The 23,431-nt window shown below is 70.6% G+C and carries 19 protein-coding genes and 1 tRNA gene; 10 read left to right on the top strand and 10 right to left on the bottom strand.

The annotated features are described in order from the left end of the window. Positions 1 to 30 precede the first annotated feature (30 nt). From AAME72_RS00955 to AAME72_RS00945, 3 genes are all read left to right on the top strand, one after another. Positions 31 to 1,128 carry a hypothetical protein gene (locus tag AAME72_RS00955; RefSeq protein ID WP_348788389.1) on the top strand — a complete coding sequence of 366 codons (1,098 nt, stop codon included), beginning with the start codon at positions 31 to 33 and terminating at the stop codon, positions 1,126 to 1,128. A gap of 58 nt (positions 1,129 to 1,186) precedes the next feature. Next, positions 1,187 to 1,262 (top strand) — tRNA-Ala (locus AAME72_RS00950). A gap of 111 nt (positions 1,263 to 1,373) precedes the next feature. Next, positions 1,374 to 3,074: a hypothetical protein gene (locus AAME72_RS00945; RefSeq protein WP_348788388.1), complete on the top strand. Its 1,701-nt coding sequence runs from the start codon at positions 1,374 to 1,376 to the stop codon at positions 3,072 to 3,074. Here the strand turns inward: AAME72_RS00945 and AAME72_RS00940 are convergent. Together AAME72_RS00940 and AAME72_RS00935 are read right to left on the bottom strand one after the other, a co-directional pair. Then, positions 3,067 to 4,407, bottom strand: coding sequence for an APC family permease (locus AAME72_RS00940; protein ID WP_348790190.1), 1,341 nt, complete (start codon positions 4,405 to 4,407; stop codon positions 3,067 to 3,069). The genes AAME72_RS00945 and AAME72_RS00940 overlap by 8 nt on opposite strands. A gap of 264 nt (positions 4,408 to 4,671) precedes the next feature. Beyond that, positions 4,672 to 5,280: a LysE/ArgO family amino acid transporter gene (locus tag AAME72_RS00935; RefSeq protein ID WP_348788387.1), complete on the bottom strand. Its 609-nt coding sequence runs from the start codon at positions 5,278 to 5,280 to the stop codon at positions 4,672 to 4,674. 71 nt (positions 5,281 to 5,351) lie between these two features. On the opposite strand from AAME72_RS00935, the gene AAME72_RS00930 reads away from it, so the two are divergent. Continuing rightward, complete coding sequence (locus tag AAME72_RS00930) at positions 5,352 to 6,242, top strand: LysR family transcriptional regulator ArgP (protein ID WP_348788386.1); 891 nt, start codon at positions 5,352 to 5,354, stop codon at positions 6,240 to 6,242. Positions 6,243 to 6,257: 15 nt separating this feature from the next. Here the strand turns inward: AAME72_RS00930 and AAME72_RS00925 are convergent, their stop codons facing one another. After that, entirely contained in the window at positions 6,258 to 9,128 is a 2,871-nt protein-coding gene (locus AAME72_RS00925) for an aminotransferase (protein WP_348788385.1), read from the bottom strand. Between the two features lie 106 nt (positions 9,129 to 9,234). On the opposite strand from AAME72_RS00925, the gene AAME72_RS00920 reads away from it, so the two are divergent. Further along, positions 9,235 to 9,615, top strand: a complete 381-nt coding sequence (locus AAME72_RS00920; protein ID WP_348788384.1) for a DUF3054 domain-containing protein — start codon at positions 9,235 to 9,237, stop codon at positions 9,613 to 9,615. A gap of 80 nt (positions 9,616 to 9,695) precedes the next feature. Here AAME72_RS00920 and AAME72_RS00915 read toward each other — a convergent pair whose 3' ends face one another. The 4 genes from AAME72_RS00915 to AAME72_RS00900 are packed head-to-tail and all read right to left on the bottom strand — an operon-like array spanning position 9,696 to position 14,038. Further along, a complete protein-coding gene (locus tag AAME72_RS00915; protein ID WP_348788383.1) occupies positions 9,696 to 10,961 on the bottom strand; it encodes a DUF445 domain-containing protein in 1,266 nt (421 codons plus the stop codon). Further along, positions 10,958 to 12,070, bottom strand: coding sequence for an aminopeptidase P family protein (locus AAME72_RS00910; protein ID WP_348788382.1), 1,113 nt, complete (start codon positions 12,068 to 12,070; stop codon positions 10,958 to 10,960). Before AAME72_RS00910 ends, AAME72_RS00915 begins: the two co-directional genes overlap by 4 nt. A gap of 10 nt (positions 12,071 to 12,080) precedes the next feature. Next, positions 12,081 to 13,241: an acyl-CoA dehydrogenase family protein gene (locus AAME72_RS00905; RefSeq protein WP_348788381.1), complete on the bottom strand. Its 1,161-nt coding sequence runs from the start codon at positions 13,239 to 13,241 to the stop codon at positions 12,081 to 12,083. A gap of 41 nt (positions 13,242 to 13,282) precedes the next feature. Further along, complete coding sequence (locus AAME72_RS00900; protein WP_348788380.1) at positions 13,283 to 14,038, bottom strand: SDR family NAD(P)-dependent oxidoreductase; 756 nt, start codon at positions 14,036 to 14,038, stop codon at positions 13,283 to 13,285. 57 nt (positions 14,039 to 14,095) lie between these two features. On the opposite strand from AAME72_RS00900, the gene AAME72_RS00895 reads away from it, so the two are divergent. Both AAME72_RS00895 and AAME72_RS00890 read left to right on the top strand, forming a co-directional pair. Next, positions 14,096 to 14,677, top strand: a complete 582-nt coding sequence (locus tag AAME72_RS00895; protein ID WP_348788379.1) for a TetR/AcrR family transcriptional regulator — start codon at positions 14,096 to 14,098, stop codon at positions 14,675 to 14,677. Then, on the top strand, positions 14,677 to 15,480 hold the full coding sequence (locus AAME72_RS00890; RefSeq protein ID WP_348788378.1) for an alpha/beta hydrolase: 804 nt from the start codon (positions 14,677 to 14,679) through the stop codon (positions 15,478 to 15,480). Before AAME72_RS00895 ends, AAME72_RS00890 begins: the two co-directional genes overlap by 1 nt. 19 nt (positions 15,481 to 15,499) lie before the next feature. On the opposite strand, the gene AAME72_RS00885 is transcribed toward AAME72_RS00890, so the two are convergent. Continuing rightward, positions 15,500 to 16,090 carry a TetR/AcrR family transcriptional regulator gene (locus AAME72_RS00885; RefSeq protein WP_348788377.1) on the bottom strand — a complete coding sequence of 197 codons (591 nt, stop codon included), beginning with the start codon at positions 16,088 to 16,090 and terminating at the stop codon, positions 15,500 to 15,502. Between the two features lie 113 nt (positions 16,091 to 16,203). Between AAME72_RS00885 and AAME72_RS00880 the strand changes: the two genes are divergently transcribed. Together AAME72_RS00880 and AAME72_RS00875 are read left to right on the top strand one after the other, a co-directional pair. After that, entirely contained in the window at positions 16,204 to 17,319 is a 1,116-nt protein-coding gene (locus tag AAME72_RS00880; RefSeq protein WP_348788376.1) for an ABC transporter permease, read from the top strand. 94 nt (positions 17,320 to 17,413) lie between these two features. Beyond that, positions 17,414 to 18,394: an aldo/keto reductase gene (locus AAME72_RS00875; protein ID WP_348788375.1), complete on the top strand. Its 981-nt coding sequence runs from the start codon at positions 17,414 to 17,416 to the stop codon at positions 18,392 to 18,394. Between the two features lie 79 nt (positions 18,395 to 18,473). Here the strand turns inward: AAME72_RS00875 and AAME72_RS00870 are convergent, their stop codons facing one another. Beyond that, positions 18,474 to 19,352 carry a hypothetical protein gene (locus tag AAME72_RS00870; protein WP_348788374.1) on the bottom strand — a complete coding sequence of 293 codons (879 nt, stop codon included), beginning with the start codon at positions 19,350 to 19,352 and terminating at the stop codon, positions 18,474 to 18,476. A 121-nt stretch (positions 19,353 to 19,473) separates the two neighbouring features. Next, entirely contained in the window at positions 19,474 to 20,685 is a 1,212-nt protein-coding gene (locus AAME72_RS00865) for an MFS transporter (RefSeq protein ID WP_348788373.1), read from the bottom strand. Between the two features lie 252 nt (positions 20,686 to 20,937). Between AAME72_RS00865 and AAME72_RS00860 the strand changes: the two genes are divergently transcribed. Then, on the top strand, positions 20,938 to 23,427 hold the full coding sequence (locus tag AAME72_RS00860; protein ID WP_348788372.1) for a ribonucleoside-diphosphate reductase subunit alpha: 2,490 nt from the start codon (positions 20,938 to 20,940) through the stop codon (positions 23,425 to 23,427). Positions 23,428 to 23,431 lie beyond the last annotated feature (4 nt).

Below are 23,431 nucleotides of genomic sequence, written 5' to 3'. Positions count from 1 at the left end.
CCCAGCGGAGGCGACCCCTACCGTAGAGGCATGAACGGGGATGTGATGGGCGGTGGGGTGGTCGTCGCCATCGCGGCCGCCCTCTGGCTGGCCTATCTGATCCCGGTGTGGCTTCGCCGTCGCGAGTACCTGGCGACGGAGCGCAACGCCGTGCGTCTGCAGCAGACGCTGCGCATCCTCGCCGAGACGAGCGAGCTCCCACACGAGGTGCGCGTGGAGGCGAACGCCAGGACCGTGGCGGAGCACCAGCGCATCCTGCGCCGCTCGGAGGAGCGCCGCCTCGCCGAGGCCCGCGCCGAGGCAGCGGCCCACGCTCGCCGCGAGCAGGCCATCGCCGAGGAGCGCCGCCTGCGCGCCGAAGAGGAGGAGCGGGCCGCGGCCGCCGCGATCGCCGTCGAGCGCGCCGCCCGCGCCGCCGCCGCCGCGCGGGCCCGCGCGCTTGCCGAGTCCGCCTCCCGTCCCGCGCTCTCCCCGCAGCGCCGCCGCCGGCTCCGCCGGGCCCGCGCGCTCTCGACCCTGCTCCTTGTCGTCGGCGTCGTCGGCGTCATTGCTGGCACGCCCGTCATGGTCGCGACCGGCACCTGGATTCTGCCCGCCGCCTCCGCCGTGGTCGCCGTCGGTGCGCTCGGGATGCTGGGCAGGCTCGCACGCCCCGCCGAGACCGCCGCGAACGCGGACGCCCCCGCCGCGCGGCCGGTGTCGCCGGTGCTCTACGACGACGCGCAGCACGACGAGCTGCCGGTGCAGGAGCGTCTGCGCCAGAGCTGGACGCCGCGCCCGCTGCCGAAGCCCCTCCACCTCTCTCCCGGAACCGTCGCCGCCGCGGCGATGGCGTCCGTGGATGCGGCTGCCGAGCTGCGCAGGGCGGCCGCACGCGCGGACTTCGACCGCAAGGCGGCGGACATCGCCGCCGAGGCGGTCCCCGCCCCCGTGCCGCTGCGCGCGGTCCCGGCGGCCGAGCCCGCCGCGGAGCGTCCGGCCGCTGCCGCGGCTCCCGCCGTCGCTCCCGCTCCTGCTGCCGCGCCCGCCATCCCCAGCCGCTTCGCGAGCATGGGCATCGTGGACGCGGTGGACGACGGCGCCCTCGACCTCGACGCCGTCCTCCGGCGCCGTCGCGCGGCGAGCTGAGCGGTGCTCGATTTCGACTCGGCGCAGCTGGGGTGCTAGGCTAACTGAGCAGTTCCCCGGGGCTATGGCGCAGTTGGTAGCGCGCTTCGTTCGCATCGAAGAGGTCAGGAGTTCGAATCTCCTTAGCTCCACCACCACCGAGAAGGGCCGCCAGAAATGGCGGCCCTTTTCGCATCCCGGTCCGTGGCCCACGCGAGGCCGTCTTCTGCTCGTGACCCGGTTCCGCGCCCGTCGCGGGTTCGTTTGTGGCCGGGGTCGTGACCGTGATAGGTCTCTTAGTTCGACGGCTCGCAACGCGGGAGCCGGTAGCTCCGGCGGTATGGGGGTGGGCCATGGATGCTCTGTTCGTTCCGATCGGCTTCGCGTCGCTGCTGCTGATCGTCGCGTATCCCATCGGCAGCTCCTTCTTGGCGGGCGCGTGGCTGCGTGATGTTCACTGGGAGCGCTCGTTCGCACATCTCGGCGAGGACCTCTTCAGGAGCCTGCGCGAGGCCGATGGCCCGCTTCAGGGCTGGGAGAAGGGGGTCCTGCGGACCCTGACGGTCGGCCGAGACCTGCCGGTGCATCGCTCCGACGAGGGCGTGATCCGTGCGGTCGGCCTGCTGACCGGTGGCCTGCGAACATCATCGGAGCGCGACAAGATGCTCGCGCTCCGGGACATCCTCCTCTACCGCGCGGTGTTGAGGGTGCTTGACGAGGTGAGCGACGCTCCGTATGACCGTGATCTCGCCAGACGCTGGCTTCGCGCACGCGCTCGGCGGGACGGCACGATCGTCGCCACGAGTCGCAGCACGTTCCTCCGGATGTGGTCGCGGCACACGGCCGTGCTGGTGGGCACGATCTCCGCTGTCGCGCTGTTCCTCGGGACGTTCTTCGGTCTCGCGTGGTGGGTCGTCCAAGCGATGATCAACGGAGGAGCCGGCCCGGAGATCACCGCCGACTGGACGGGACTGACGGGTGCGGTCGTCACCTTCGCCACCGTCGTCAGCGTCGCGGCCGCCCTCACCTGGAGGCTCGTCCGTGCGCTCGTCGCCGTCTACCCTGGGCCGGCCAGGATGATCCGGAAGCTCGTGCTCTGGGTGGGCGCGCTGGCGCTGCTGGCGCTGACCGCGCAGTTCACCTTCGCGTTTCTGCATTACGACCCGAACACGTGGGAGGACGCCGATCCGTCCGTCAGCCGGGTTGCCAGCTCACTGTTCCTCGTGACCGTGCTCGGGGCGGTCCTCTACGGCTGCATCCGCTACGCGGTTCGGCCGCGCACGCGTGCCGGAGTGCAGAAGAGCATGAGCCTGCGGGTCTTCGCCCTCACCGGGGTGTCCTATGCCGGCGCGGGGCTCGTCGCGGTGCTGGCCGCCGCCGTTCCTCCGGTGGCATGGCTGGCCGCGGTGGTCGGCTGGTTGCTGGTGGTCCTTCTGCTCGGAACCGTCGTCAGCGGGGTCGCGGCGGGATCGGTGTACCTCCATGAACGCTTCGCGAGGTGGCGGGCGCTCGCGGACGACGGCGTGGTGATCGGCCGGCTGGGCTTCCGGGAATGGCAGGCCTGGGCATGGCTCGGCATCGCGGGCGCCCCGCTCCTCGCCGAGTGGCTGTTGGCGGCGCTGGGGGTGAAGGGCGACAGCGCCGTGGCGCTCTACGTTTCGGTCGGAGCCGTGCTCCTGGCGGCCGCGGCGATTCTGTGGTTCGTCGTATTCGGTGTCCTCGGCCTGGTCTTCCTCGTCCGCGTCAACGTGGCCTACTCGCGGGCGCACCCGCCGGCACCGGCGGATGCGCCCGTCGTCATGGTGAGCTACGACCGGCTGGTGCACGAGGCGTTCGTGGAGCATCCGCTCGGGGTGCTTCAGCATGGAGCGCAGCGCTTCCTCGTCGAGGACCCCCGCCAACCGGGCACATTGCGCGTCGCCGCCCGTGATGCGGGGGAGCGCGGCGCAGAGCCCTCCGCTACTTGATCGCCTTGTTGAAGCCGGTCACGGGCTGGTTCTCGTCGAACGCGGCGACCTTGCGGCGGAAGCCGCGGGTCAGCACGAGCAGGTAGACGAAGCCGATGGCGGTCCAGATCACGCCGCCGATGAGCGCGTCGGCGTGCAGGTTGGCCCAGAGCACGCCGGTGAGCAGCATGCCGATGCCGGGCAGCACGATGTAGGAGAAGATGTCCTTCGGCGTCTTGCGCATCCCGCGGCGGATCGCGAACCAGGCGATCACCGAGATGTTCACGAACGTGAATGCGATCAGCGCGCCGAAGTTGATGAAGGCGGCGATCAGCTCGAGCGTGAAGGCGGCGGCCAGGAGGCTGATGAGCCCCACCAGGACGATGTTGAACGTCGGCGTGTGGGTCTTCGGGTTGATGTAGCCGAAGAAGCGCTTGGGCAGCACGTTGTTGCGGCCCATCACCAGGAGCATGCGCGAGACAGAGGCGTGCGAGGCGAGGCCGGAGGCCAGGGTCGCGCAGAAGCCGGCCGCTGTCAGCACGGCCTGCAGCACCGGGCCGCCGACCTGGAGGCCGATCTCCGGCAGCGTGCTGTCCTCGATCGCCTCGGTCGGGAACACCGAGGAGGAGGGGAACCGCAGCTGGGTGAAGTAGGCCGCGATGAGGAAGATGGCGCCGCCGATGATCACGGTCAGCAGGATGGCGCGCGGCATGATCTTCGGCGTCTTCGCCTCCTCGGCATACATCGTCACCGCGTCGAATCCGATGAACGAGAAGCACACGATGGTGGCGCCGGTGAGCACGGCGCCGAGCGTCACGCCGTCGTGGAAGAACGGCTGGACCAGCGGCACGGACTGCCCGTCGGCGGAAGCGTGCGCCAGCTGCGCGATCACCATGACGACGAAGACGGCCATGACGACGATCGAGAACACCAGCAGCATCATGTTGATGTTCGACGTGCCGCGCATGGTCAGGTAGATGACGGTGGTGACGACCGCGCAGTAGATGACCACCCAGATCCAGCCCGGGATCTCCGGGAACAGCGCCTCGAGGTAGCTGCGGATGATGAGGCAGTTCACCATCGGCAGCAGGACGTAATCGATCAGCGACGTCCAGCCGACCATGAAGCCGACGTTCGGGTGGATGGACTCGCGCACGTAGGTGTACGCGGAGCCGGCGCTCGGGATGGCGCCCGACATCTTCCCGTAGCTGATCGCCGTGAACATCATGACGATCAGGGCGACCAGGTAGGCGAGAGGGACGACGTTGTTGGTGTCCCTGGACACCATCCCGAACGTGTCGAAGACGACGGTGGGGGTCATGTACCCGAGCCCGAGGCCGACGATGGCCCACAGGCCCAGCGAACGTTTCAGCGTTCCGCCTCGGGAGCGCGTGGCTGTGGTACCGGGGGATGTCGTCATGTTCTCTCCTTCGGGAACGTGGCAGCGGCGCCGACGTGCGTCGGCTCCGGGCAAGCGGGTGCGACGTGCTGACCATTATGCCGGGAATGCGGATTTCGTCGTCCTTTTCCGGGCGGCCCGCGGAATTGATCGCGGAAATTCCGTACTACGGACGGATTCAGCCGCCTCGCTCCGTAGTCAAGACGCGCTGGACTCCGCTCACACCACGAGCAGTACCGCCAGCACCACCATCAGCACGGCGATCCCGGCGTCCAGGACGCGCCACGCGATCGGGCGCGCGAACACCGGAGCGGCGAACCGGGCGCCGAAGCCGAGGATGGTAAACCAGAGCAGGCTCGCGGTCGCGGCTCCCGCGCCGAAGACCCAGCGTCCCTGGTCGCCGTGTGCGGCGGAGAGCGAACCGAGCAGCAGCACGGTGTCGAGGTACACGTGCGGGTTCAGCCAGGTGATCGCGAGGCAGGTGCCGATCGCCGCGACGAGGGACGCCGCCCCCGCCCCGGCCGCCGACAGGCTCGTCGGCCGCAGCGCCCGACGCGCTGCGACGAACGCGTAGCCGAGCAGGAACGCGAACCCGGCCCAGCGGACGATCTGCAGGGCGAGCGGCGCCGCCCTCACGAGCACGCCGATCCCCGCAACGCCCGCGGCGATCAGCGCCGCGTCGCTCGCCACGCAGATCAGCACGATCGGCAGCACGTGCTCGCGGCGCAGGCCCTGCCGCAGCACGAACGCATTCTGGGCGCCGATCGCCACGATGAGCGAGGCGCCGGAGCCGAGTCCGGCGAAGAAGGGAGCGAGGGAGGCGAGCACACGACGACGATACGTAAGGGAGTTGGTTCAGTACAGCTCAGGTTTCTTACGAAGCATTAGCATTGCTGTCCATGGAGACGAACGCCGAGCAGCTGCGCACCCTCGCCGCTGTCGTCGACCACGGCACCTTCGAGCGCGCCGCAGCTGCCCTGCACATCACCCCGTCCGCGGTGAGCCAGCGGATCAAGGCGCTCGAGGAGCAGAGCGGGCGGGTGCTCGTCCGCCGCAGCAAGCCGATCGAGCCGACGGAGGCGGGCGCGGTGCTGGTGCGCCTCGCCCGGCAGGTCGCCCTACTGGAGGCGGAGGCGGTCGCGGAGCTGGCCGGGTCCGACCAGGACACGACCGCGGCCATCCCGCTCGTGGTCAACGCCGACTCGCTCGCCACCTGGGTGCTCCCGGCACTCGCCGCGCTGCCGGGTCTCTCCTTCGACGTCGTCCTCGACGACCAGGAGCACACCCTGGACCGGCTGCGCGACGGGACGGCGATGGCCGCGATCAGCTCCGACCCCGAGCCGGTGCAGGGCTGTGTCGTCAGCCCCCTCGGGGCGATGACCTACCGGCCGACGGCGAGCCCCGCGTTCGTCGACCGCTGGTGCCCGCGCGGCTGGACCCCGGACACGGCGGCCGCGGCGCCGATGCTGGTCTTCGACCGCAAGGACACGCTGCAGGACCGGTACCTCGCGCGGTTCGCGCCGGGCGCGCATCCACCACGGCACCACATCCCCGCGTCCACCGAGTTCGTGCGCGCCGCCGAGCTGGGTCTCGGCTGGGCGATGCTGCCCGACCTGCAGGCGGACGAGCCCGTCGCGGAAGGCCGGCTCGTCGTGCTCGATCCCGACGGCGCGCTGGACGTCCCGCTCTACTGGCAGCAGTGGTCGCTCCGCTCGGCGGTGCTCGGCCGGGTCGCCGCCGAGATCGACGCCGCGGCCGCCCGGACGCTGCGCCGGCCTCCGGCGTCGTGAGCCCTGTCTCGGGGGCTACAGCGTCGCGAGCACCAGGTCGAGCGCGTCGGCGAACCGGTCGGCGCTCTCCCGCGTGATGCACAGCGGCGGCTTGATCTTCAGGACGTTCTTGTAATCCCCGGTCGGCTGCACGATCGCGCCCTCCGCGAGCATCCGCTCGCAGATCAGCGCCGCCTCGGCGCTGGCGGGCTCGAGCGTCTCCCGGTCGCGGACCAGCTCGACGCCGAGGTACAGGCCCATCCCGTGCACGGCACCGACGATCGGGTGCTGCTCGCCGAGTGCGCGCAGCCGGCCGGCGAGGTGGTCGCCGACCGTCGCGGCGTTCTCCTGCAGGCCCTCGTCGCGCATCACGTCGAGCACGGTGAGGCCGACGACCGAGCTGACCGGGCTGCCGCCCGCGGACGAGAAGAAGCTGCCCTCCGCGGCGAACGACTCGGCGATCTCGCGTCGGGTGATCACCGCCCCGAGCGGGTGGCCGTTGCCCATCGCCTTGGCCACCGTGATGATGTCCGGCACGACGCCCTGCTGCGCAGAGCCCCAGAAGTAGTGGCCGAGCCGGCCGTAGCCGACCTGCACCTCGTCGGCGATGCACACGCCGCCGCGCGCCCGGATCCGCTCGTAGACACCGGCGAGGTAGCCGTCCGGCAGCATCAGACCGCCGGCGTTGCCGAACACCGGTTCCGCGATGAAGCCGGCGATCGGCGTTCCAGAGGCGTCGAGTTCGGCGAGGTCGGCGTCCAGCTCGGCGAGGTAGGCGGGACCGGAGTCGAGCCCGCGGTGCGCGCCGTGGAAGACGTTCGGCGATGCGACCAGCCGCACCCAGTCGGGCCGGGTCTCGAGAGCGCGCGGGTTGTCGCCCAGGGAGGACGAGACGGCGTCCGCCCCGACGGTCCAGCCGTGGTACGCCTCCGTCACCGCGAGCACGGTCCGGCGACCAGTGTGCACCTGGGCGAGCCGCAGCGCGAGGTCGACCGCCTCGCTGCCGCTGTTGACGAGGAAGACGGTGTCCAGCCCGTCGGGTGCGACCTCCGCGAGACGCTCCGTGAACCGGGAGAGCTCCTCGTAGTGGAAGCGCGAGTTCGTGTTCAGCCGTGCCCACTGGTCGCGCACAGCGTTCACGAGCCGTGGATGCGCGTGCCCGATCTGCGTGACGTTGTTGACCATGTCGAGGTAGCTCTGCGCTCGGGTGTCGACGAGGTGATGCCGCCAGCCGCGCTCGATCAGCGGAGGCTCGGCGAAGTAGTGCTCCTGCACCTGCGCGAAGCTGGAGTCGCGGCGGGCGAGCACGTCCGCCGGGTCGGAGGGGTCCGCGGCGAGCTCGATCCCGAACAGCGCGGACGGGTCGGGGGAGACGGCGCTCCACACCGGGAGCGGGAAGGCCGGGGTCACGAACGCCGGAGGGCGGCGTCCGGGGATGCGGCTGAGCTGAACGGTCAGCCGGACCGCGGTGCCGAGCTCCTCGCCGGCGGCGACGGTCGCGGTGGTGAGCGGCCGGGTGAGGCCGTCGAGCCAGAGATCGATGCCGTCGCCGCCGAGCAGCCAGGAGCCCTCGACGAGGGAGAGCTCGCCGGCGAACGGGGCGAGCACGCTCATCCCTGCGGGGACGTCCAGGGAGACGCCGAGCGCGATGGTCGCCGACGGGGCGCTCCTGTCGACCGTGGCCCTGGTCAGGCGCGCCTCGCCGTAGCGGGTGACGGCGTGGCCGCTGTCACGGCACACACGCGCGAGGACGGCATCCTCTGCTCCCTCGACCAACCACGCGCCCTCGTCGAGGTCGCGCGAAGTGACGGAGAGGTCGGCGACGTTGTCCGCCGTGCTCTCCACCCCGACGACGCGGCCGAGGGCCGGTGCCGCTGACCTCGGACCCCACAGTCGGGCGCGGATGAGCGCCTCCAGCTCGTCGGCGTCGAGGCGCCGGGCGACGTCGAAGGCGACCCACTCGTGCGCGCGGTTCTCGTCGGCGTAGGCGTTGTCGCCGTCCAGCGCCACCTGCTGCTCGCCGCTGACGACGAGCACCGCGCCGCGCAGAACGACCAGCGGCCAGAGGGCGGCGACATCCACGTCGTCCAGCGGTGCGTGCTCGTGGAAGGCCTCGATCACGTCCAGGACCGCGAGCGGCGTATCCGGCAGGTGGTGCAGGGCGCTGGTGACGGTGGAGGCGAGCTCGGCGACGAGCCAGCCGTCGGCCACATCGCCGAAATCGATCACGCCGGGGCCGTCCTCGCCGAGCACGATGTTGTCGTCGGTCACGTCGCCGTGGACGGCCTGCACGCGGAGGCGGTCGCGCAGCGGCGCCAGGCGCGCGAGCGCGTCCGCCGCGGCCTCGCGCACGGCTCGGCGCTTGGCGGGCTGCTCGACATGGTCGAGGAGCAGCTCGACGACCTCGCCGCCGATGCGCGCATCCCACTGGGTGGTCCGGACGAGCCCGGGGTGGTCGAGGTCGGCAAGGCCGGCCGCGACCGAGCCCGCCAGGGCACCGAGCGTCCGCAGCTGGTCTGCGGTGGGTCGCTCGACATCGGTGAGGGGGTCGCCGTCGAGGTAGCGCAGCACGCGCGCGAGCAGCGTGCGGCCCTGCACCTCCACCTCGATCACCTCGTCGCCGACCAGGGACGGGACGACCTCGGGGATGCGGATGCCGGAGCCCGCGAGCGCACCGAGCGCGGCGTTCTGCGCGTGCAGCTCGTCGGCCGAGAAGACGGGGTTGGCGATCTTCAGCACGAAGCGCTCGTCGCCGGTGTCGACCAGGAAGTTCCTGTCCTGGTTGCTGCCGAGCTCGCGGATCCGGCCGTTCAGACCGAACGCGCGCGCGGCGATGCCGGCCGCGTCGTCGGCGCCGACGTCGGGGCGGGGGAGCGAGGGCTGGGCGAGGAAGTCGGAATTCGGCACGGGGGCTCCAGGACTCGGCGGTGGGCTCGATCCCCAGTCTACTGAGCGGGCACCACCCGCCTCGCGTCCAGGGAACCCACGGGCGGCGCCGCGTAGCATCGACCGCGTGAAATCCTGGAGGACAGCGCTCGTGGCGTTCGTGATCGACGCCGTCCTCGTCACCGTGTTCGTGCTGGTCGGCCGCCGCAGCCACGGCGAGGCCGGCAGCCTGCTCGGCGTCCTCACGACGCTCTGGCCGTTCCTGGTCGGGCTGGTCGCTGGCTGGCTTGTCACCTGGGCATGGCGGCGCCCGCTCGCCGTCGTCTGGCCGGGCATCCCGATCTGGCTGATGACCGTCGCGCTCGGGATGCTCATCCGCACCTCGGCGGGTCAGGGCGTGCAGCCGAGCTTCATCGCCGTCGCGTTCGCGGTGCTCGGCGTCTTCCTCGTCGGCTGGCGCCTCCTCGCGCTGCCGTTCGTGCGCCGCCGCACCCTGCGCCGGGCATAGCCCCGCCGAGGGGCACGTTATTGTCGCTTCCGCGTGCAAAAAAGCGACAACAACGTGCCCCTCGGCGGTCGGCGCGCTGCTCAGAGGGCCGCGGAGATGGCGGTGGCCACCGCGTAGATCGCGAAGCCGGCGAGGGCGCCGACGACCGTGCCGTTGATCCGGATGAACTGCAGGTCGCGGCCCACCTGGGTCTCGATCTTGTCGGTCGTCTCCGCCGCATCCCAGCCGCGAACGGTGTCGGAGATGATGCTCGCGATGTCGTGCCGGTAGGTGGACACCAGGTGCAGGGCGGCGTCGGCGAGCCGGGTGTTCAGCGACGCCCGCAACTCGGGGTCGCGGGTGACGCGCGCGGCGGCATCGGCGACGGCGGCCGTCGCCCGGCGGCGCAGCTCGCTCTGCGGATCGGACAGCGCGTCCACGGCGGCCGCCCGGGCGGCCGACCAGGCGGAGGCGGCGAGCTCGCGGATGCGCGGGTCGTCGAACGCGCGCGCCTTGGCGTCCTCCAGCCGCTCGATGGTGGCCGGGTCGTTCTGCAGCCGGGCGGCGACGTCGGCGAGGTAGTCGTCGAGCGCGTGCCGCAGCCGGTGGTCGGGGTCGCGCCGAACGTCGGACACGAACCGGCGCAGTTCGGCGTGCACGCGGTCGTCCACCAGTCGGTCGACGAACGACGGCATCCACGACGGCAGCCGGCCCGAGACGAGCTGCGCCAAGGCCTCGGGATGCGCGGCGAGCCAGTCGTCCAGCCGGTCGAGCAGCAGGTCCACCGCCTCGCGGTGTCCGCCGGAGGCGAGCACCCGATCGCCGAGGCGTCCGAGCGGCGGGCCCCATTTCGGTTCCACGATGTGGGTGCGGACCACCGCCTCCACCGCATCGCGCATCCTGTCGTCGTCGAGCAGTCCGGCGATCCCGGTCAGCCCGCCGGAGACCTCGGTGACCACCCGCCGCGCGTTGGCCGGTCGGGCGAGCCAGTCCGCGATCGCGCCGGCCAGGTCGAGCGTGCCGAGCCGGCCGGCGACCACCTCGTCGGAGAGGAAATTGGTCTCCACGAACTCGCCGAGGCTCTCGCCGATCTCGTCCTTGCGGGTCGGGATGATCGCCGTGTGCGGGATGCGCAGCCCGAGCGGGTGCCGGAACAGCGCGGTCACCGCGAACCAGTCCGCCAGCGCACCGACCATCGCGCCCTCGGCCGCGGCCCGGACGTAGCCGAGCCACGGGTAGCGCTCCTGCAGCGCGAACGCCACGGCGAACACCACCGCGGCGACGATCAGCAGTCCGGTCGCCAGCAGCTTCATCCGGCGGAGCGCCCGCCGTCGCTCCGCGTCGCGGTCGGCCGTCGCTGCCGTCACTGGACGATGTGCAGCTCGCGGCTGGTGTTGTTGAGGCGGTGGGCGCCGTCGTGGTCGGCCACGACGATGTCCTCGATCCGGACGCCGAAACGGCCGGGCAGGTAGATCCCCGGCTCGATGGAGAAGCACATCCCGGCCTCGATCGGCCGCTCCTCGCCCTCGACCATGTACGGCGGCTCGTGGGTGGTCATCCCGATGCCGTGGCCGACGCGGTGGATGAAGTACTCGCCGTATCCCGCGTCGGCGATCACCGCCCGCGCAGCCCTGTCGATCTCCTGGCACGCGACACCGACGGCGACCGCATCGAACGCGGCCTGCTGGGCGCGCTTGACGACCTCGAAGACCTCGTGCTCCTCGTCCGTCGGCTCACCGACGTGCACGGTGCGGGTGGTGTCCGACCCGTAGCCGTCCATGATCCCGCCGAAGTCGAGCACCACCATGTCCCCGTCGAGGATGGTGCGCTCGCCTGCCTCGTGATGCGGGTTGGCGCCGTTCGGGCCGGACCCGACGACGGTGAAGTCCACCTGCGCGTGCCCGTGCTCGCGCAGCAGGTGCGCGAGGTCGGCGGCCACCTCGTTCTCGGTCCGTCCCGCGAACCGGACGCCGAGGATGTCCTCGAAGGTCGCGTCGGCGGCGGCGCCTGCGGCGGCGAGGCGGTCGATCTCGTCGGGGCCCTTCACCGCGCGCAGCATCGGCAGCGCGTGGGAGAGGGACTCGAACCGCGCCTCCGGAAGCTTCTCCTGCAGGCCGAGCAGGTGCATGGCCCACAGGGCGTCGGAGACCGCGTACCGGCCGGCGGCGTTGAGCAGCGCGGCGGTGGGGACGTACTCGTCCTGGCCGTCGCGCCAGTCGACGATGCGGAAGGTGCCCGCTGCGGTGGTCTCGGCCGCGCTGTCATGCTCCAGCACGGGGACGATCATGGTCGGCTCGCCCTCGGCGGGAACGACGAGCAGCGTGATGCGCTCGGTGGTGGCGATCGGGAGGTAGTCCGCGAAGTACGCGAGGTCTGGACCCGGCGCGATCAGGAGCCCGTCGAAGCCGGCCTCTCTGGCGTGCTCGGCGCCGCGGGAGAGCCGCGTGGCGAAGTCCTGGGCGGTGATGGGGCGCATCCTGCTCCTCTCAGTCCTCCGCCGGGCCGAGCCAGGCGTTGGCGACGGTGTTGTGGGCCGACTCGGCGTCGGAGGGGTGGAACAGCCCGGCCAGCACGTCGCGGTACAGCCGGCCGAGCTCGTTCCCGGAGAAGTAGCTGGAGCCGCCGGAGACCCGGATGGCCTGGTCAACGACCCGCCGCGCGGTCTCGGTGGCGCGCACCTTCATGCCGACGAGCTTCGGGAACCACTGAGCGCCGTTGTCGGCGAGGGTGTCGACGTCCCTGGCGATCGCGTCCAGCTGTGGGAGGAGCGCATCCTGATCGATCGCCGCCTCGGCGACCCGCCAGCGGATGTCCGGGTCGCTCGCGTAGCTGCGGCCATCGTTCTTCAGGCTCTTCCTGCGGTGCGCGGAGGCGACCGCGAGCTCGAGCGCCCGCGCGCCGATGCCGGTGTAGACGGCGGCGAGCAGGATCTCGAAGTTCGCGAAGATCGCGAACACGAGCGGGTCGGGGTTGGGACCGGGGTCGAGGCGGCGGACGACGCGGTCGGCCGGAGCGAGCGCGCCGTCGAGGACGGTCGTGTTGCTCTGCGTGGCGCGCATCCCGACGGTGTCCCAGTCCTCGCGGATCTCGAAGCCGCCGCCGGTGCGGTCGATGAAGCCGTAGACGATCTTGGGCGCATCAGCGCTCGTCGTGTCGAGGCCCATCGTCCCGAGTCGCGTCCAGGCGGGGGAGAGGGAGGTGAAGATCTTGGTGCCGTGGAAGCGGTAGCCGCCGTCCGGCTGCGGACGCGCGTCCGTCGTCGAGCCGAAGAGGACCAGGTCGTTGCCCGCCTCGCTCAGCCCGAACGCGAAGACCTCACCCGCGCCCGCCTCGCGCAGCAGGAACTCGAGGGAGTCGTCGCCGCGGTCGCGCAGGGTCTTGGCGATACCCGTCCAGACCAGGTGCATGTTGACCGCGAGCGCCGTCGCGGGCGCCGCGCCGGCCAGCCGGACCTGCAGCCGGGCGGTCTGCTCGAGGGAGAGGCCGAGGCCACCGAACTCGACCGGGACCAGCGCCTTCAGGTAGCCGGCCTCCGCCAGCTCAGCGAAGTCCTCGGTGAAGAAACGGTTCTCGGCGTCGTACTGCGCCGCTCGCGCGCGGAATCGTTCGATCCGGTCATCGCTCAGGAGGTCGTCGTGCTCGGTCACGCTCCTCAGCCTAGGGGAGCGTGACCGGGCACGGCAGGGGATCACTGGGCGGTGTAGCCGCCGTCGACCAGGTGGTAGCTGCCGGTGATGAAGCTCGCGGCGTCCGAGGCGAGGAAAGCGACGAGGGCGGCGACCTCCTCGGGCTCGCCGAGGCGGCCGAGGGCGTGCTTGCTCTCCAGGAACTGCAGGGCCTCTGCGCTCATGTTGGCCTCGACGAGCGGGGTCTTGATGAAGCCGGGGCCGACGGCGACGACGCGCACCTTCTTGTCGGCGTACTCGAGCGCCGCGTTCTGGGTGAGGCCGACGAGGCCGTGCTTGGCAGTGACGTACGCCGACGAGTTCGGGAAGCCGACCGCGCCGAGGATGGACGCCATGTTGACGATGGCGCCTCCGCCGTTCTCCGCCATCGCGGTCAGCTGCGGCTGCATCGAGTAGAGGACGGCGTTGAGGTTGACCTCGATGACCTTCCGCCAGCCGTCGAGCGAGTAGTCGGCGACGGGTGCTGCCTCGCCGCCGATGCCGGCGTTGTTCACCGCGATCTTCAGCGGCGCGAGCTTCTGCGCGGCCTCGACACTGGCGGCGGCGAACGCGGGATCGGTGACGTCGCCGGCGAGGGCGGCTGCGGTGCCTCCTGCCGCCTGGATCTCGGCGACGACCGCCTGCGCGCGCTCCTCGTTCAGGTCGGTGACGAGAACGGCGGCGCCGCTCGCGGCGAGGGTGAGGGCGACGGCGCGGCCGATGCCGGACCCGCCTCCCGTGACGATGGCGGACCGGTCGGCGACATCGTACTGAGCCATGGAAATCTCCTTTCGTTATCCGACAACTGTCGGATAACTCCATTGTACGATCGTCTGGTGGATGCCAGGCAGGAGAAGACGCTCGCGAGCCTGAGCGCCGCCGTCCAGGATCTCGCCACCGCAGGCCCCATCACCGAGGTCACCGTCTCCGGCCTCGCCGCCGCGGCGGGCGTTCACCGATCGACCGTCTACACGTACGCGTCGTCGCCGGCGGAGCTGCTGCGGCGGGTTCTCCGCGCCGACCTGGATGAGCTCCGCGCCTCCTACCTCGTCGATGTGGCGCCGGAGGACGCGGTCGCCGCGGTCAGCGGGGTCACCAGGGCGGTGCTGCAGCACGTGGACGCGCACGACGCGATCTACCGCCGCGGCCTCGGCGCCGAGAGCGGGGACGCGAGCCTGCACGCCATGCTCAGCGAGCATTTCCAGGGGTCCATCGAGCTGCTGCTCGACCAGCGCAGCGTCTCGGTGCCCGCCGCCGACGACATCGACCGCCGCACCATCGAGCGCTACCTCGCCGACGGCATCATCGGTGCGATCGACGTCTGGCTGAGCCGTCCGCGGCCGCGCGACGTCGACGCGTTCCTCGCCCTGGTGGCGCGGCTCACCCCGTCGTGGTGGCCGGACGAGCGGAGCACCTAGTGGCCGAGCGGGGGCGGCTGGGCCGCGCGCTGGACCGTCTGCTCCGGCGCGCTCCGCTGCTGCACATCGCGGGCGACGAGGGCGAGGGTCCGGTGGTCGTGCTCGTGCACGGGATCGCGTCGTCGTCCGTCACCTTCCAGAACCTCGTGCCGCTTCTCGAGCCGACGCACCGGGTGATCTCCATCGACATCCTCGGCTTCGGGCGCTCGCCCGCCCCCGCCGACGCCCGGTACACGATCGAGGAGCACGAGGCGGCCCTGGCAAGGACGCTTCGGTCTCTGCGGCTGCGCGAGCCGTTCGTGCTCGTGGGGCACTCGCTCGGGAGCCTGATCGTCACGCGCTACGCCGCTCAGCATCCCTCCGCCCTGTCCCGTCTGGTGCTCGTCGGCCCGCCGATCTACGGCAGCCCGGCCGAGATCGGCGACCGGCGCGTCCGCAGCCGGGTGAGCGCCTACCTGCGCGCGTACGAGTTCCTCCGCGCCAATAAGGACTTCACCATCCGCAACGCCGGCATCCTCGCCCGGATGCTGCCGATCAAGGGCGTCTTCGAGATCACCGAGCGCAATTGGACGCCGTTCGTGCGCTCGCTGGAGAACTGCATCGAACGGCAGACGGTCGTCAGCGATCTCTCCAGGGTGCGGGTGCCCGTGCAGGTCGTCTACGGAACGCTGGATGCGTTCATCGCGCCCGGCAGCCTCGCCGTGATCGAGACGATGCGGCACGTGACGATGCACCGGGTGGAGGCGAACGACCACATCATCCGCAAGCGGCTCGCGCGGGTGGTCGCCGCGGCGTGCGGCTGACGGCCGAGGAGCGGGGGCGTCAGCCGGCCAGGTGGATGGCGCTCACCGCATCCAGATACGCGTCGCCGTCGAAGTCCTCGAAGAGCACGGTCTGCGTCATGAAGCCCTGCACGATCCCGACGTACAGCGAGCAGTACCGCTCGCCGAGCGCCCGCGCCTCGGCGGGGGAGCGGTCGCGGCCGAACCACTGTGTGAGGTAGTCGGCGAACATCGTCCGGACGCGGCCGCCGACCGCGGCGGCCATCGTGCGCAGCTCGGGGTTGATGGGGACCTGGCCCCACACCTGGATCAGCAGCTGGACCTCGCCGATCTGCGTGAGGATGCCGGTGACGAGCGTGCGGACGACCTCGCCCGGCGCGGGCAGCGGGTCCTGGGCGCGGATCTCCGCGACCTCGAGGAAGCGCGCGTCCAGGATCTCGGACACCGCGAGCGCGATCAGCTCGTCCTTGCTCTTGTAGTGCCCGTAGATCGCTCCGGCCGACAGCCCGGACTCGGCGATGATGTCAGCCATCGAGGTGGCCGCGAAGCCGTTGCGGGCGAAGCAGCGGAGCGCAGCCCGGGCGATCTGGTGCTTGCGGGCGACGCGGTGCTCCTCCGTGACCTTCGGCATCCCTTGCTCCTCCGTCGTGCACGATGCGTGCGCAAAAAGAATGATCGTTCTTGACAATACCGTGTCGCGGACTCACCATAAAGAACGAGTATTCGTTTTGTTTGGAGTTCATCATGGTCACCGACACCTCCCTCGCCGCTCCGCCCCAGACCGCGGACGGTCGACCGCCGGCGCCCGGCGCGCCAGGCCCGCGCGGCCCGCGCACGCCGTGGCCGCGCGCCCTCGTGCTCGCCCTCGGCGCCGCCGCGGCCGTCGTCGTGCTCCTGCTCGCGTTCCTCTGGCCGACGGTCACCTCCTCGGTCAAGGACCTCCCGATCGCGATCGCCGGCCCGGCCGCGCAGGTGAGCGCGGTCGAGAAGCAGCTCGACGCGGCCGCCGACGGCGCGTTCGACGTGACCGCGGTCTCGACGAGGCAGGATGCGGTCGACCGCATCCGCACCAGGGACGTCTACGGCGCGATCATCCTCGGCGACAAGCCCGAGGTGCTGACCGCGTCGGCGAACGGGGCGGCGGTGACCCAGCTGCTCACCGGGGTGGCTGGCACACTGCAGGAGCAGGCGAACGCCCAGGCGGCTGCGGCCGTGAAGCAGGCGATCGCCGCAGGGAGAGCGCCTGCCGGCACTGCGGCACCCACGATCACGGTGCCCGTCACGGACGTCGTGCCGCTCGCCTCCACCGACTCCCGCGGGGTAGGACTGACGGCGGCGGCGTTCCCGCTCGTCCTGGGCGGGATGATCGGCGGTCTGCTCATCTCGCTGCTGGTGGCAGGAAGCTGGCGGCGGCTCACGGTCGTGGCGGCGTACGCCGCCGTCGGAGGCCTCGCCATCGTGGGTATCATGCAGGGCTGGTTCGGCATCCTGCAGGGGAGCTTCTGGCTCAACGCGCTCGCCGTCGGGCTGTCGCTGTTCGCGACCGCCGCGTTCATCGTCGGGATGAACGCGCTGCTCGGCCGCCCGGGCATCGCGGTCGGAGCGGTGCTGACGGTGCTCGTCGGCAACCCGATCTCGTCGGCGGCGCAGCCGTTGCAGTTCCTCGTGGGGCCGTGGGGCGAGATCGGGCAGTGGTTCGTTCCTGGCGCATCCGTGACGCTGCTGCGCGACCTCTCCTACTTCCCGGACGCCTCCACCGCGTTCCCGTGGCTCGTGCTGCTGGGCTGGGCCGCGGTCGGGGTGGTCGCGATGCTGGCCGGGCACTTCCGCAACCAGGAGGTCACGGAGGCCGCGGCCTGACCACCCGAACCGCCGAGTACGTGGATGATCCGCGTACTCGGCGGTTTTCGGCGCACTTTCCGCGTACTCGCGTGGTGCCGCTTAGGCTGACGGGATGGAACAGCGCACGCTTGGCAGGACGGGCCGCGAGGTCTCCGTCGTCGGACTCGGGACCTGGCAGCTCGGCGCCGACTGGGGCGACGTGTCGGAGGCCGACGCGATGGCCGTGCTCGACGCGGCCACCGCATCCGGTGTCACCTTCTTCGACACCGCGGACGTCTACGGCGATGGGCGCAGCGAGCAGCTGATCGGGCGCTATCGAGCCGCGCACCCCGAGCTGCCTCTGACCGTCGCGACCAAGATGGGCCGCCGCGAGGAGCAGGACCCCGCGAACTTCACGCTCGCGAAGTTCCGCGACTGGACGGATCGCTCCCGCCGCAACCTCGGCGTCGACACGCTCGACCTCGTCCAGCTGCACTGCCCGCCGACGCCGGTGTTCTCCTCCGATGCGGTCCACGACGCGCTGGACACACTGGTCGCCGACGGCGCGATCGCGAACTACGGCGTCAGCGTGGAGACCTGCGCCGAGGCACTCGCTGCGATCGCCCGGCCCGGCACGGCGAGCGTGCAGATCATCCTGAACGCCTTCCGGCTGAAGCCGCTAGATGAGGTGCTCCCGGCCGCCCGGGAGGCGGGGGTCGGGATCATCGCCCGCGTTCCTCTGGCATCAGGCCTGCTGAGCGGCCGCTACAGCGAGACGACCGAGTTCTCCGCGGACGACCACCGCAGCTACAACCGCCACGGCGAGGCGTTCGACGTCGGCGAGACCTTCTCCGGCGTCGACTTCGAGACGGGCGTGCGTGCCGCGCGCGAGTTCGCGGCCCTCGTGCCGGAGGGCGCGACCCCCGCCCAGGCCGCGATCGCGTGGATCGTCGCGCAGGATGGCGTGACCTCGGTCATCCCGGGCGCACGTTCGCCCGAGCAGGCCCGCGCCAACGCGGCCGCGGCCGCCGTGCGCCTCCCCGACGGCTTCGACGCCGCCGTCCACTCCCTCTACGACACCCACTTCCGCGCCGCCATCCACCCCCGCTGGTGACCCGCCTCCTCTCGTAAGTCCCCGTGAGTCGCTCGTCGTTGCGGTCGACACGCCGTGGGCGACCGCAACGACGAGCGACTCACTTGGAGGAGCGTGTGGGGCGCGTGCTGAGGAGACGGCGGATGCGAATGAGGAGGGGCGCAGGGCGGTGCAGATCGTCCGCGGTGATGCGGATCATCCGCCATCCCAGATCCTCGACGCGCTCGCGACGGGAGATGTCATTCATCCAGGTGCGGCGGTCGACGCGATGGATGTCACCCTCGTATTCCAGCGCGACGCGTCGCTCCGGATAGGCGAGGTCCACTCGGGCAATGAATGCGCCGCCGGGGTCGAGGATGTTGTGATTGAGGACCGGCTCAGGAAGGCCCGCGTCCGCGATCAGCAGGCGGAGCCGGGTCTCGCCGGGCGACTCGGAACCGATCCGCACGCGATCAAGCGCCGATCGCGCGCGACCGGAACCGCGTCGACCGGCCGATGCCGCGATCGCTGCGCGGAGCTCCTCGACGGTCGCGAGCGGAGCTTTCGCGCCGACGAGGTGGTCGCCGGCGATGACGAGATCCTCGGGATGCAGCATGGTCGCCAGGTCGAGCCAGGTCTGCGCCGGCGAGGTGACGGGGAATCCTCCCACCTCCGTCACCGACCAGCGGGTGAGAGCATGTCCGACGTATCCGCTGATCGCGGGGGCTCGGGCGCCCGCGGGGACGCTGACGTGGACATCCCGACCGCAATAGAGCGGCAGCGGGATGCCGAGGAGGCGGGCGGCCGTGCTGTGGCTGAAGACGAAGTCCCTCCAGGAACGGTGCACCGCGAACGCCATAAGGCGTGCCTCGAATTCGTCCGATTCGGCGGAGATACGTACGCCGCGGATCGGACGCAGGAATGCGCGCGACCGGAGTTGCGCCGGGGTCAGGCCGTTGCGACGCCCGTCCGTCGTCGAGAACACGTGCTCAGCTGGCATCCCCCCACCCTCGCACCCACGTGAATCCCCGGGGGACCTATCCACAGCTCCCACGGTGAGTTGCTCGTTGTTGCGGATGCTGCCGGCGTGTCGACAGCAACAACGAGCGACTCACGAAGAGCTACGAGGGCTGGACCGGGACCGGCTCGGTGTCCGGGATCGGGGAGGCGTCGCGGCCGCGCAGGTCGGGGTGGAAGCGGTGCGCGAGGGCCGGGACCACGAAGCCGACCAGTGCGAAGGCGCCGGCGACCCAGAACGCGCCTATTGCCCCGCTGGAGTCGATGAGGAAGCCGGCGACGGCGGAGCCGAGCGCGGCGCCGATCAGTTGTCCGGTGCCGACCCAGCCGTATGCCTCGGCGGTGTCGGAGAATTTCACGCTCGCCGAGACGATCGCGAACAGCACCGCGAGCGCGGGCGCGATGCCGAGACCGGCGATGAGGAGCGTGATCGACAGGCCCCACCACGACCAGAGCATGAACGTGGAGAGCACGATGCCGACGAACACGATGAGCATCCGGCGTGCGGTCGCCCAGGGCCCGATCGGCACGTGGCCGAACGCAAGGCCGCCGACCAGAGAGCCGAGCGACCAGATCGCCAGCACGATTCCGGCGAGCGGCGACCCCTCGCCGAAGGTCGCGACGACACCGGCCTCGACAGCGGAGCACGAGCCGATGAGCAGGAAGCCGACGACGGTCGCGAGCAGCACGGGCGGGCGGGTCAGGACCACCCCGAACCGCCGCTTGCTGCGCGGGATGCGCACGCGCCCGACCTCGGGCGACGCGATGAACCAGAAGCCGCCGAGCAGCATGATCGCCACCGACATGAGGATGCCCTCGACGGTGCCGATCTGCGTTGAGACGAACGTGATCGCGACCGGGCCGGCGATCCAGATGATCTCTTGCGACGACGCGTCCAGCGAGAACAGCGGGGTGAGCTGCCGGGAGTTGACCATCTTCGGGTAGATCGTGCGCACGGCCGGCTGGATGGGCGGCATGCTGAGACCGGCGAAGAACGCGACGGCCATCGTGAGCGGGATCGGCATGACGAAGACGCCGATCGCCGCGACCGCCGCGGCGCAGAAGGCGAGCGTCGTCCACAGCACGGCGCGCATGCCGAGCACGCCCATCAGGCGGCTCGTCATCGGGCCGGCGATCGCCTGACCGATGCTCATGGCGCCGAGCACGAGTCCGGCCGCTCCGTAGGAGTGGTGGATGCGCTCGATGTGGAGCAGGAACGCCAGCGAGAGCATGCCGAAGGGGAACCGGGCGGTCAGCTGGGCGGCGATGATCCGCGCGACGCCCGGCGTCTTCAGAAGGCTCGAGTAGCTGCTCACAATCCTCCAACTCTATCGGTCGGCACCGACTCCGAAAGAGGCCGGGAGGCGTCGCGAGAGGGTGTGGAAATGTGCATAACTTTCCCACATCTGTGGATGACACGCCCACTAGATGTGGGGGCATGGAAATGTCGGGGGCCCGCTATATAGTGGTTCAGCACGGAGACGCACCGACCGGTTCCCGGGGATGATCGGGCGTGGATCCGCAAGGCCTGGCCGCTCACGGGAGCGGCGCATCGAGAGGGAGAGAACGTGGCTATCACTGTCGTGAAGCGCAACGGCGAGCGCGAGCCGTACGACGCGAACAAGATCAACCTGGCGATCGAGCACGCCGCCGCCGGGCTGGACGAGAACATCACCTGGGTCACCCAGATCGCGAGCGAGCTCGAGCTGACCCTGTTCGACGGCATCACCACCCAGCAGCTGGACGAGGCGGTCATCCAGGTCGCCCTCCAGAATGTGAAGGACGACCCCGCGTTCGACACGGTGGCCGCGCGCCTGCTCCTCAAGACGATCTACAAGCGCGTCCTCGGCGACTACGAGAGCTTCGACGAGCTGGTCGAGCTGCACACCTCCCACTTCCGGGCGTACATCGAGCGCGGCGTCTCCGAGACCCTGCTCGACTCCCGCTTCACGGGCCTCTTCGACCTCGACCGCCTCGCCGGTTACCTCGACCCGTCGCGCGACGAGCTGCTCAAGTACATCGGCGTCGTGACCCTCAACAACCGCTACGGCATCAAGGCGCGCAACGGCGACTCCCTCGAGGTCCCGCAGTACTTCTGGATGCGCATCGCGATGGGCCTCTCCCTCAACGAGGCCGACCCCACCAGCCACGCGATCGCGTTCTACGACAAGATGTCGAAGCTCGAGTACCTGGCCGCCGGCTCCACGCTGGTGAACGCCGGCACCGCCTACCCGCAGCTCTCTAATTGCTTCGTCATGGAGATGCAGGACGACATCGAGCACATCGCCAAGTCGGTCCGCGACGTCATGTGGCTCACCAAGGGCACCGGCGGCATCGGCCTCTCGGTCACCAAGCTCCGCGCCCAGGGCTCGCCCATCCGCTCCAACAACACCACCTCCACGGGCCCGATCCCGTTCATGCACACCATCGACTCGGTGCTGCGCGCGGTCAGCCGCGGCGGCAAGAAGTTCGGCGCCCTCTGCTTCTACATGGAGAACTGGCACATGGACTTCCCGGAGTTCCTCGACCTGCGCCAGAACTCGGGCGACCCGTACCGCCGCACCCGCACGGCGAACACGGCGGTGTGGATCAGCGACGAGTTCATGAAGCGCGTGCAGAACGACCAGGACTGGTACCTCTTCGACCCGCTGGAGGTCGCCGACCTCAACGAGCTCTACGGCAAGGAGTTCTCGGAGCGCTACCAGCACTACGTCGACGAGGCCGAGGCCGGCAACCTGCGCATGTTCAAGAAGATCAGTGCGCGGTCGCAGTTCAAGGACATCCTGATGAGCCTGCAGACCACCAGCCACCCGTGGCTGACCTGGAAGGACACCATCAACAACCGCGCCCTGAACAACAACACGGGCACGATCCACCTCTCCAACCTCTGCACCGAGATCACGCTGCCGCAGGACCGTGACAACGTCTCCGTCTGCAACCTGGCCTCGATCAACCTGTCGCGTCACCTGGTCGACGGCAAGATGGACTTCGCCCGCATCGAGGAGAGCGCCCGCCAGGCGGTCCGCCAGCTGGACAACCTCATCGACATCACGGTGTCGAGCGTCCCGGAGGCGGACTTCTCCAACCAGCAGAACCGCGCGATCGGTCTCGGCGTGATGGGCTTCACCGACGTCGTCGAGAAGCTCGGCCTCAGCTACGAGAGCGAGGAGGCGTACGCCCTGATCGACGAGATCATGGAGCACGTCTCGTACGCGGCGATCGACGAGAGCGCCGACCTCGCCCAGGAGCGCGGCGCGTACCCGAACTTCGAGGGATCGCGCTGGTCGCAGGGCCTGGTGCCGTACGACTCGATCGCGCTCACCGAGGCCGACCGCGGCACCCCGATCACGGTGGACCGCACGATCCGCCTCGACTGGGACCGCCTCCGCGAGAAGGTCAAGGGCGGGATGCGCAACGCGACCCTCATGGCCATCGCGCCGACCGCGTCCATCGGTCTCGTCGCCGGCACCACCCCCGGCTTCGACCCGCAGTTCTCGCAGATCTTCAGCCGTTCGACCTCCTCGGGCAAGTTCCTCGAGGTCAACCGCAACCTGGTCAGCGCGCTGCAGGAGCGCGGCCTCTGGGAGGAGACCCGCGAGTCCATCCTGCGCTCGCAGGGCGACATCCAGGGCATCGCGGCCATCCCGGACGAGATCAAGGCCGCCTTCAAGACCAGCTTCCAGCTCTCGCCGTATGCCTTCATCGAGGTGGCGGCCCGCGCCCAGAAGTGGATCGACCAGGCGATCAGCCGCAACATGTACCTCGAGACGCGCGACCTCGGCGACATGATGGACATCTACTACGCCGCGTGGGAGAAGGGCGTCAAGACGACCTACTACCTGCACATGAAGCCGCGTCATCAGGCCGAGCAGTCGACCGTCAAGGTCAACAAGTCCGAGGAGATCTCGGGAGGACGCAAGGGCTTCGCGAGCGTCGGTGCTGCCGCGCCCGCCACCCCGGCCGCCGAGAGCGCATCGGCTCCGGCCCCCGCTGCTCCCGCCCGCCGCGGGTTCGGCTTCGGCGGCCTGAGCACCAACACCGCGGGAGGTGACAAGTGATGAA

Origin of the sequence: Leifsonia sp. NPDC080035 (assembly GCF_040050925.1) — a bacterium.
In the GTDB taxonomy this organism is placed as follows: domain Bacteria; phylum Actinomycetota; class Actinomycetes; order Actinomycetales; family Microbacteriaceae; genus Leifsonia.
Note: the sequence above shows the minus strand (reverse complement) of the source record. Positions and strands in the feature narration are given on the sequence as shown.

Coding starts and splice junctions, on each gene's coding strand:
- AAME72_RS00955 (WP_348788389.1), top strand. CDS start 31: ATGAACGGGGATGTGATGGGCGGTGGGGTGGTCGTCGCCATCGCGGCC.
- AAME72_RS00930 (WP_348788386.1), top strand. CDS start 5,352: ATGGAGACGAACGCCGAGCAGCTGCGCACCCTCGCCGCTGTCGTCGAC.
- AAME72_RS00910 (WP_348788382.1), bottom strand. CDS start 12,070: ATGCGCCCCATCACCGCCCAGGACTTCGCCACGCGGCTCTCCCGCGGC.
- AAME72_RS00900 (WP_348788380.1), bottom strand. CDS start 14,038: ATGGCTCAGTACGATGTCGCCGACCGGTCCGCCATCGTCACGGGAGGC.
- AAME72_RS00885 (WP_348788377.1), bottom strand. CDS start 16,090: ATGCCGAAGGTCACGGAGGAGCACCGCGTCGCCCGCAAGCACCAGATC.
- AAME72_RS00880 (WP_348788376.1), top strand. CDS start 16,204: ATGGTCACCGACACCTCCCTCGCCGCTCCGCCCCAGACCGCGGACGGT.
- AAME72_RS00875 (WP_348788375.1), top strand. CDS start 17,414: ATGGAACAGCGCACGCTTGGCAGGACGGGCCGCGAGGTCTCCGTCGTC.
- AAME72_RS00870 (WP_348788374.1), bottom strand. CDS start 19,352: ATGCCAGCTGAGCACGTGTTCTCGACGACGGACGGGCGTCGCAACGGC.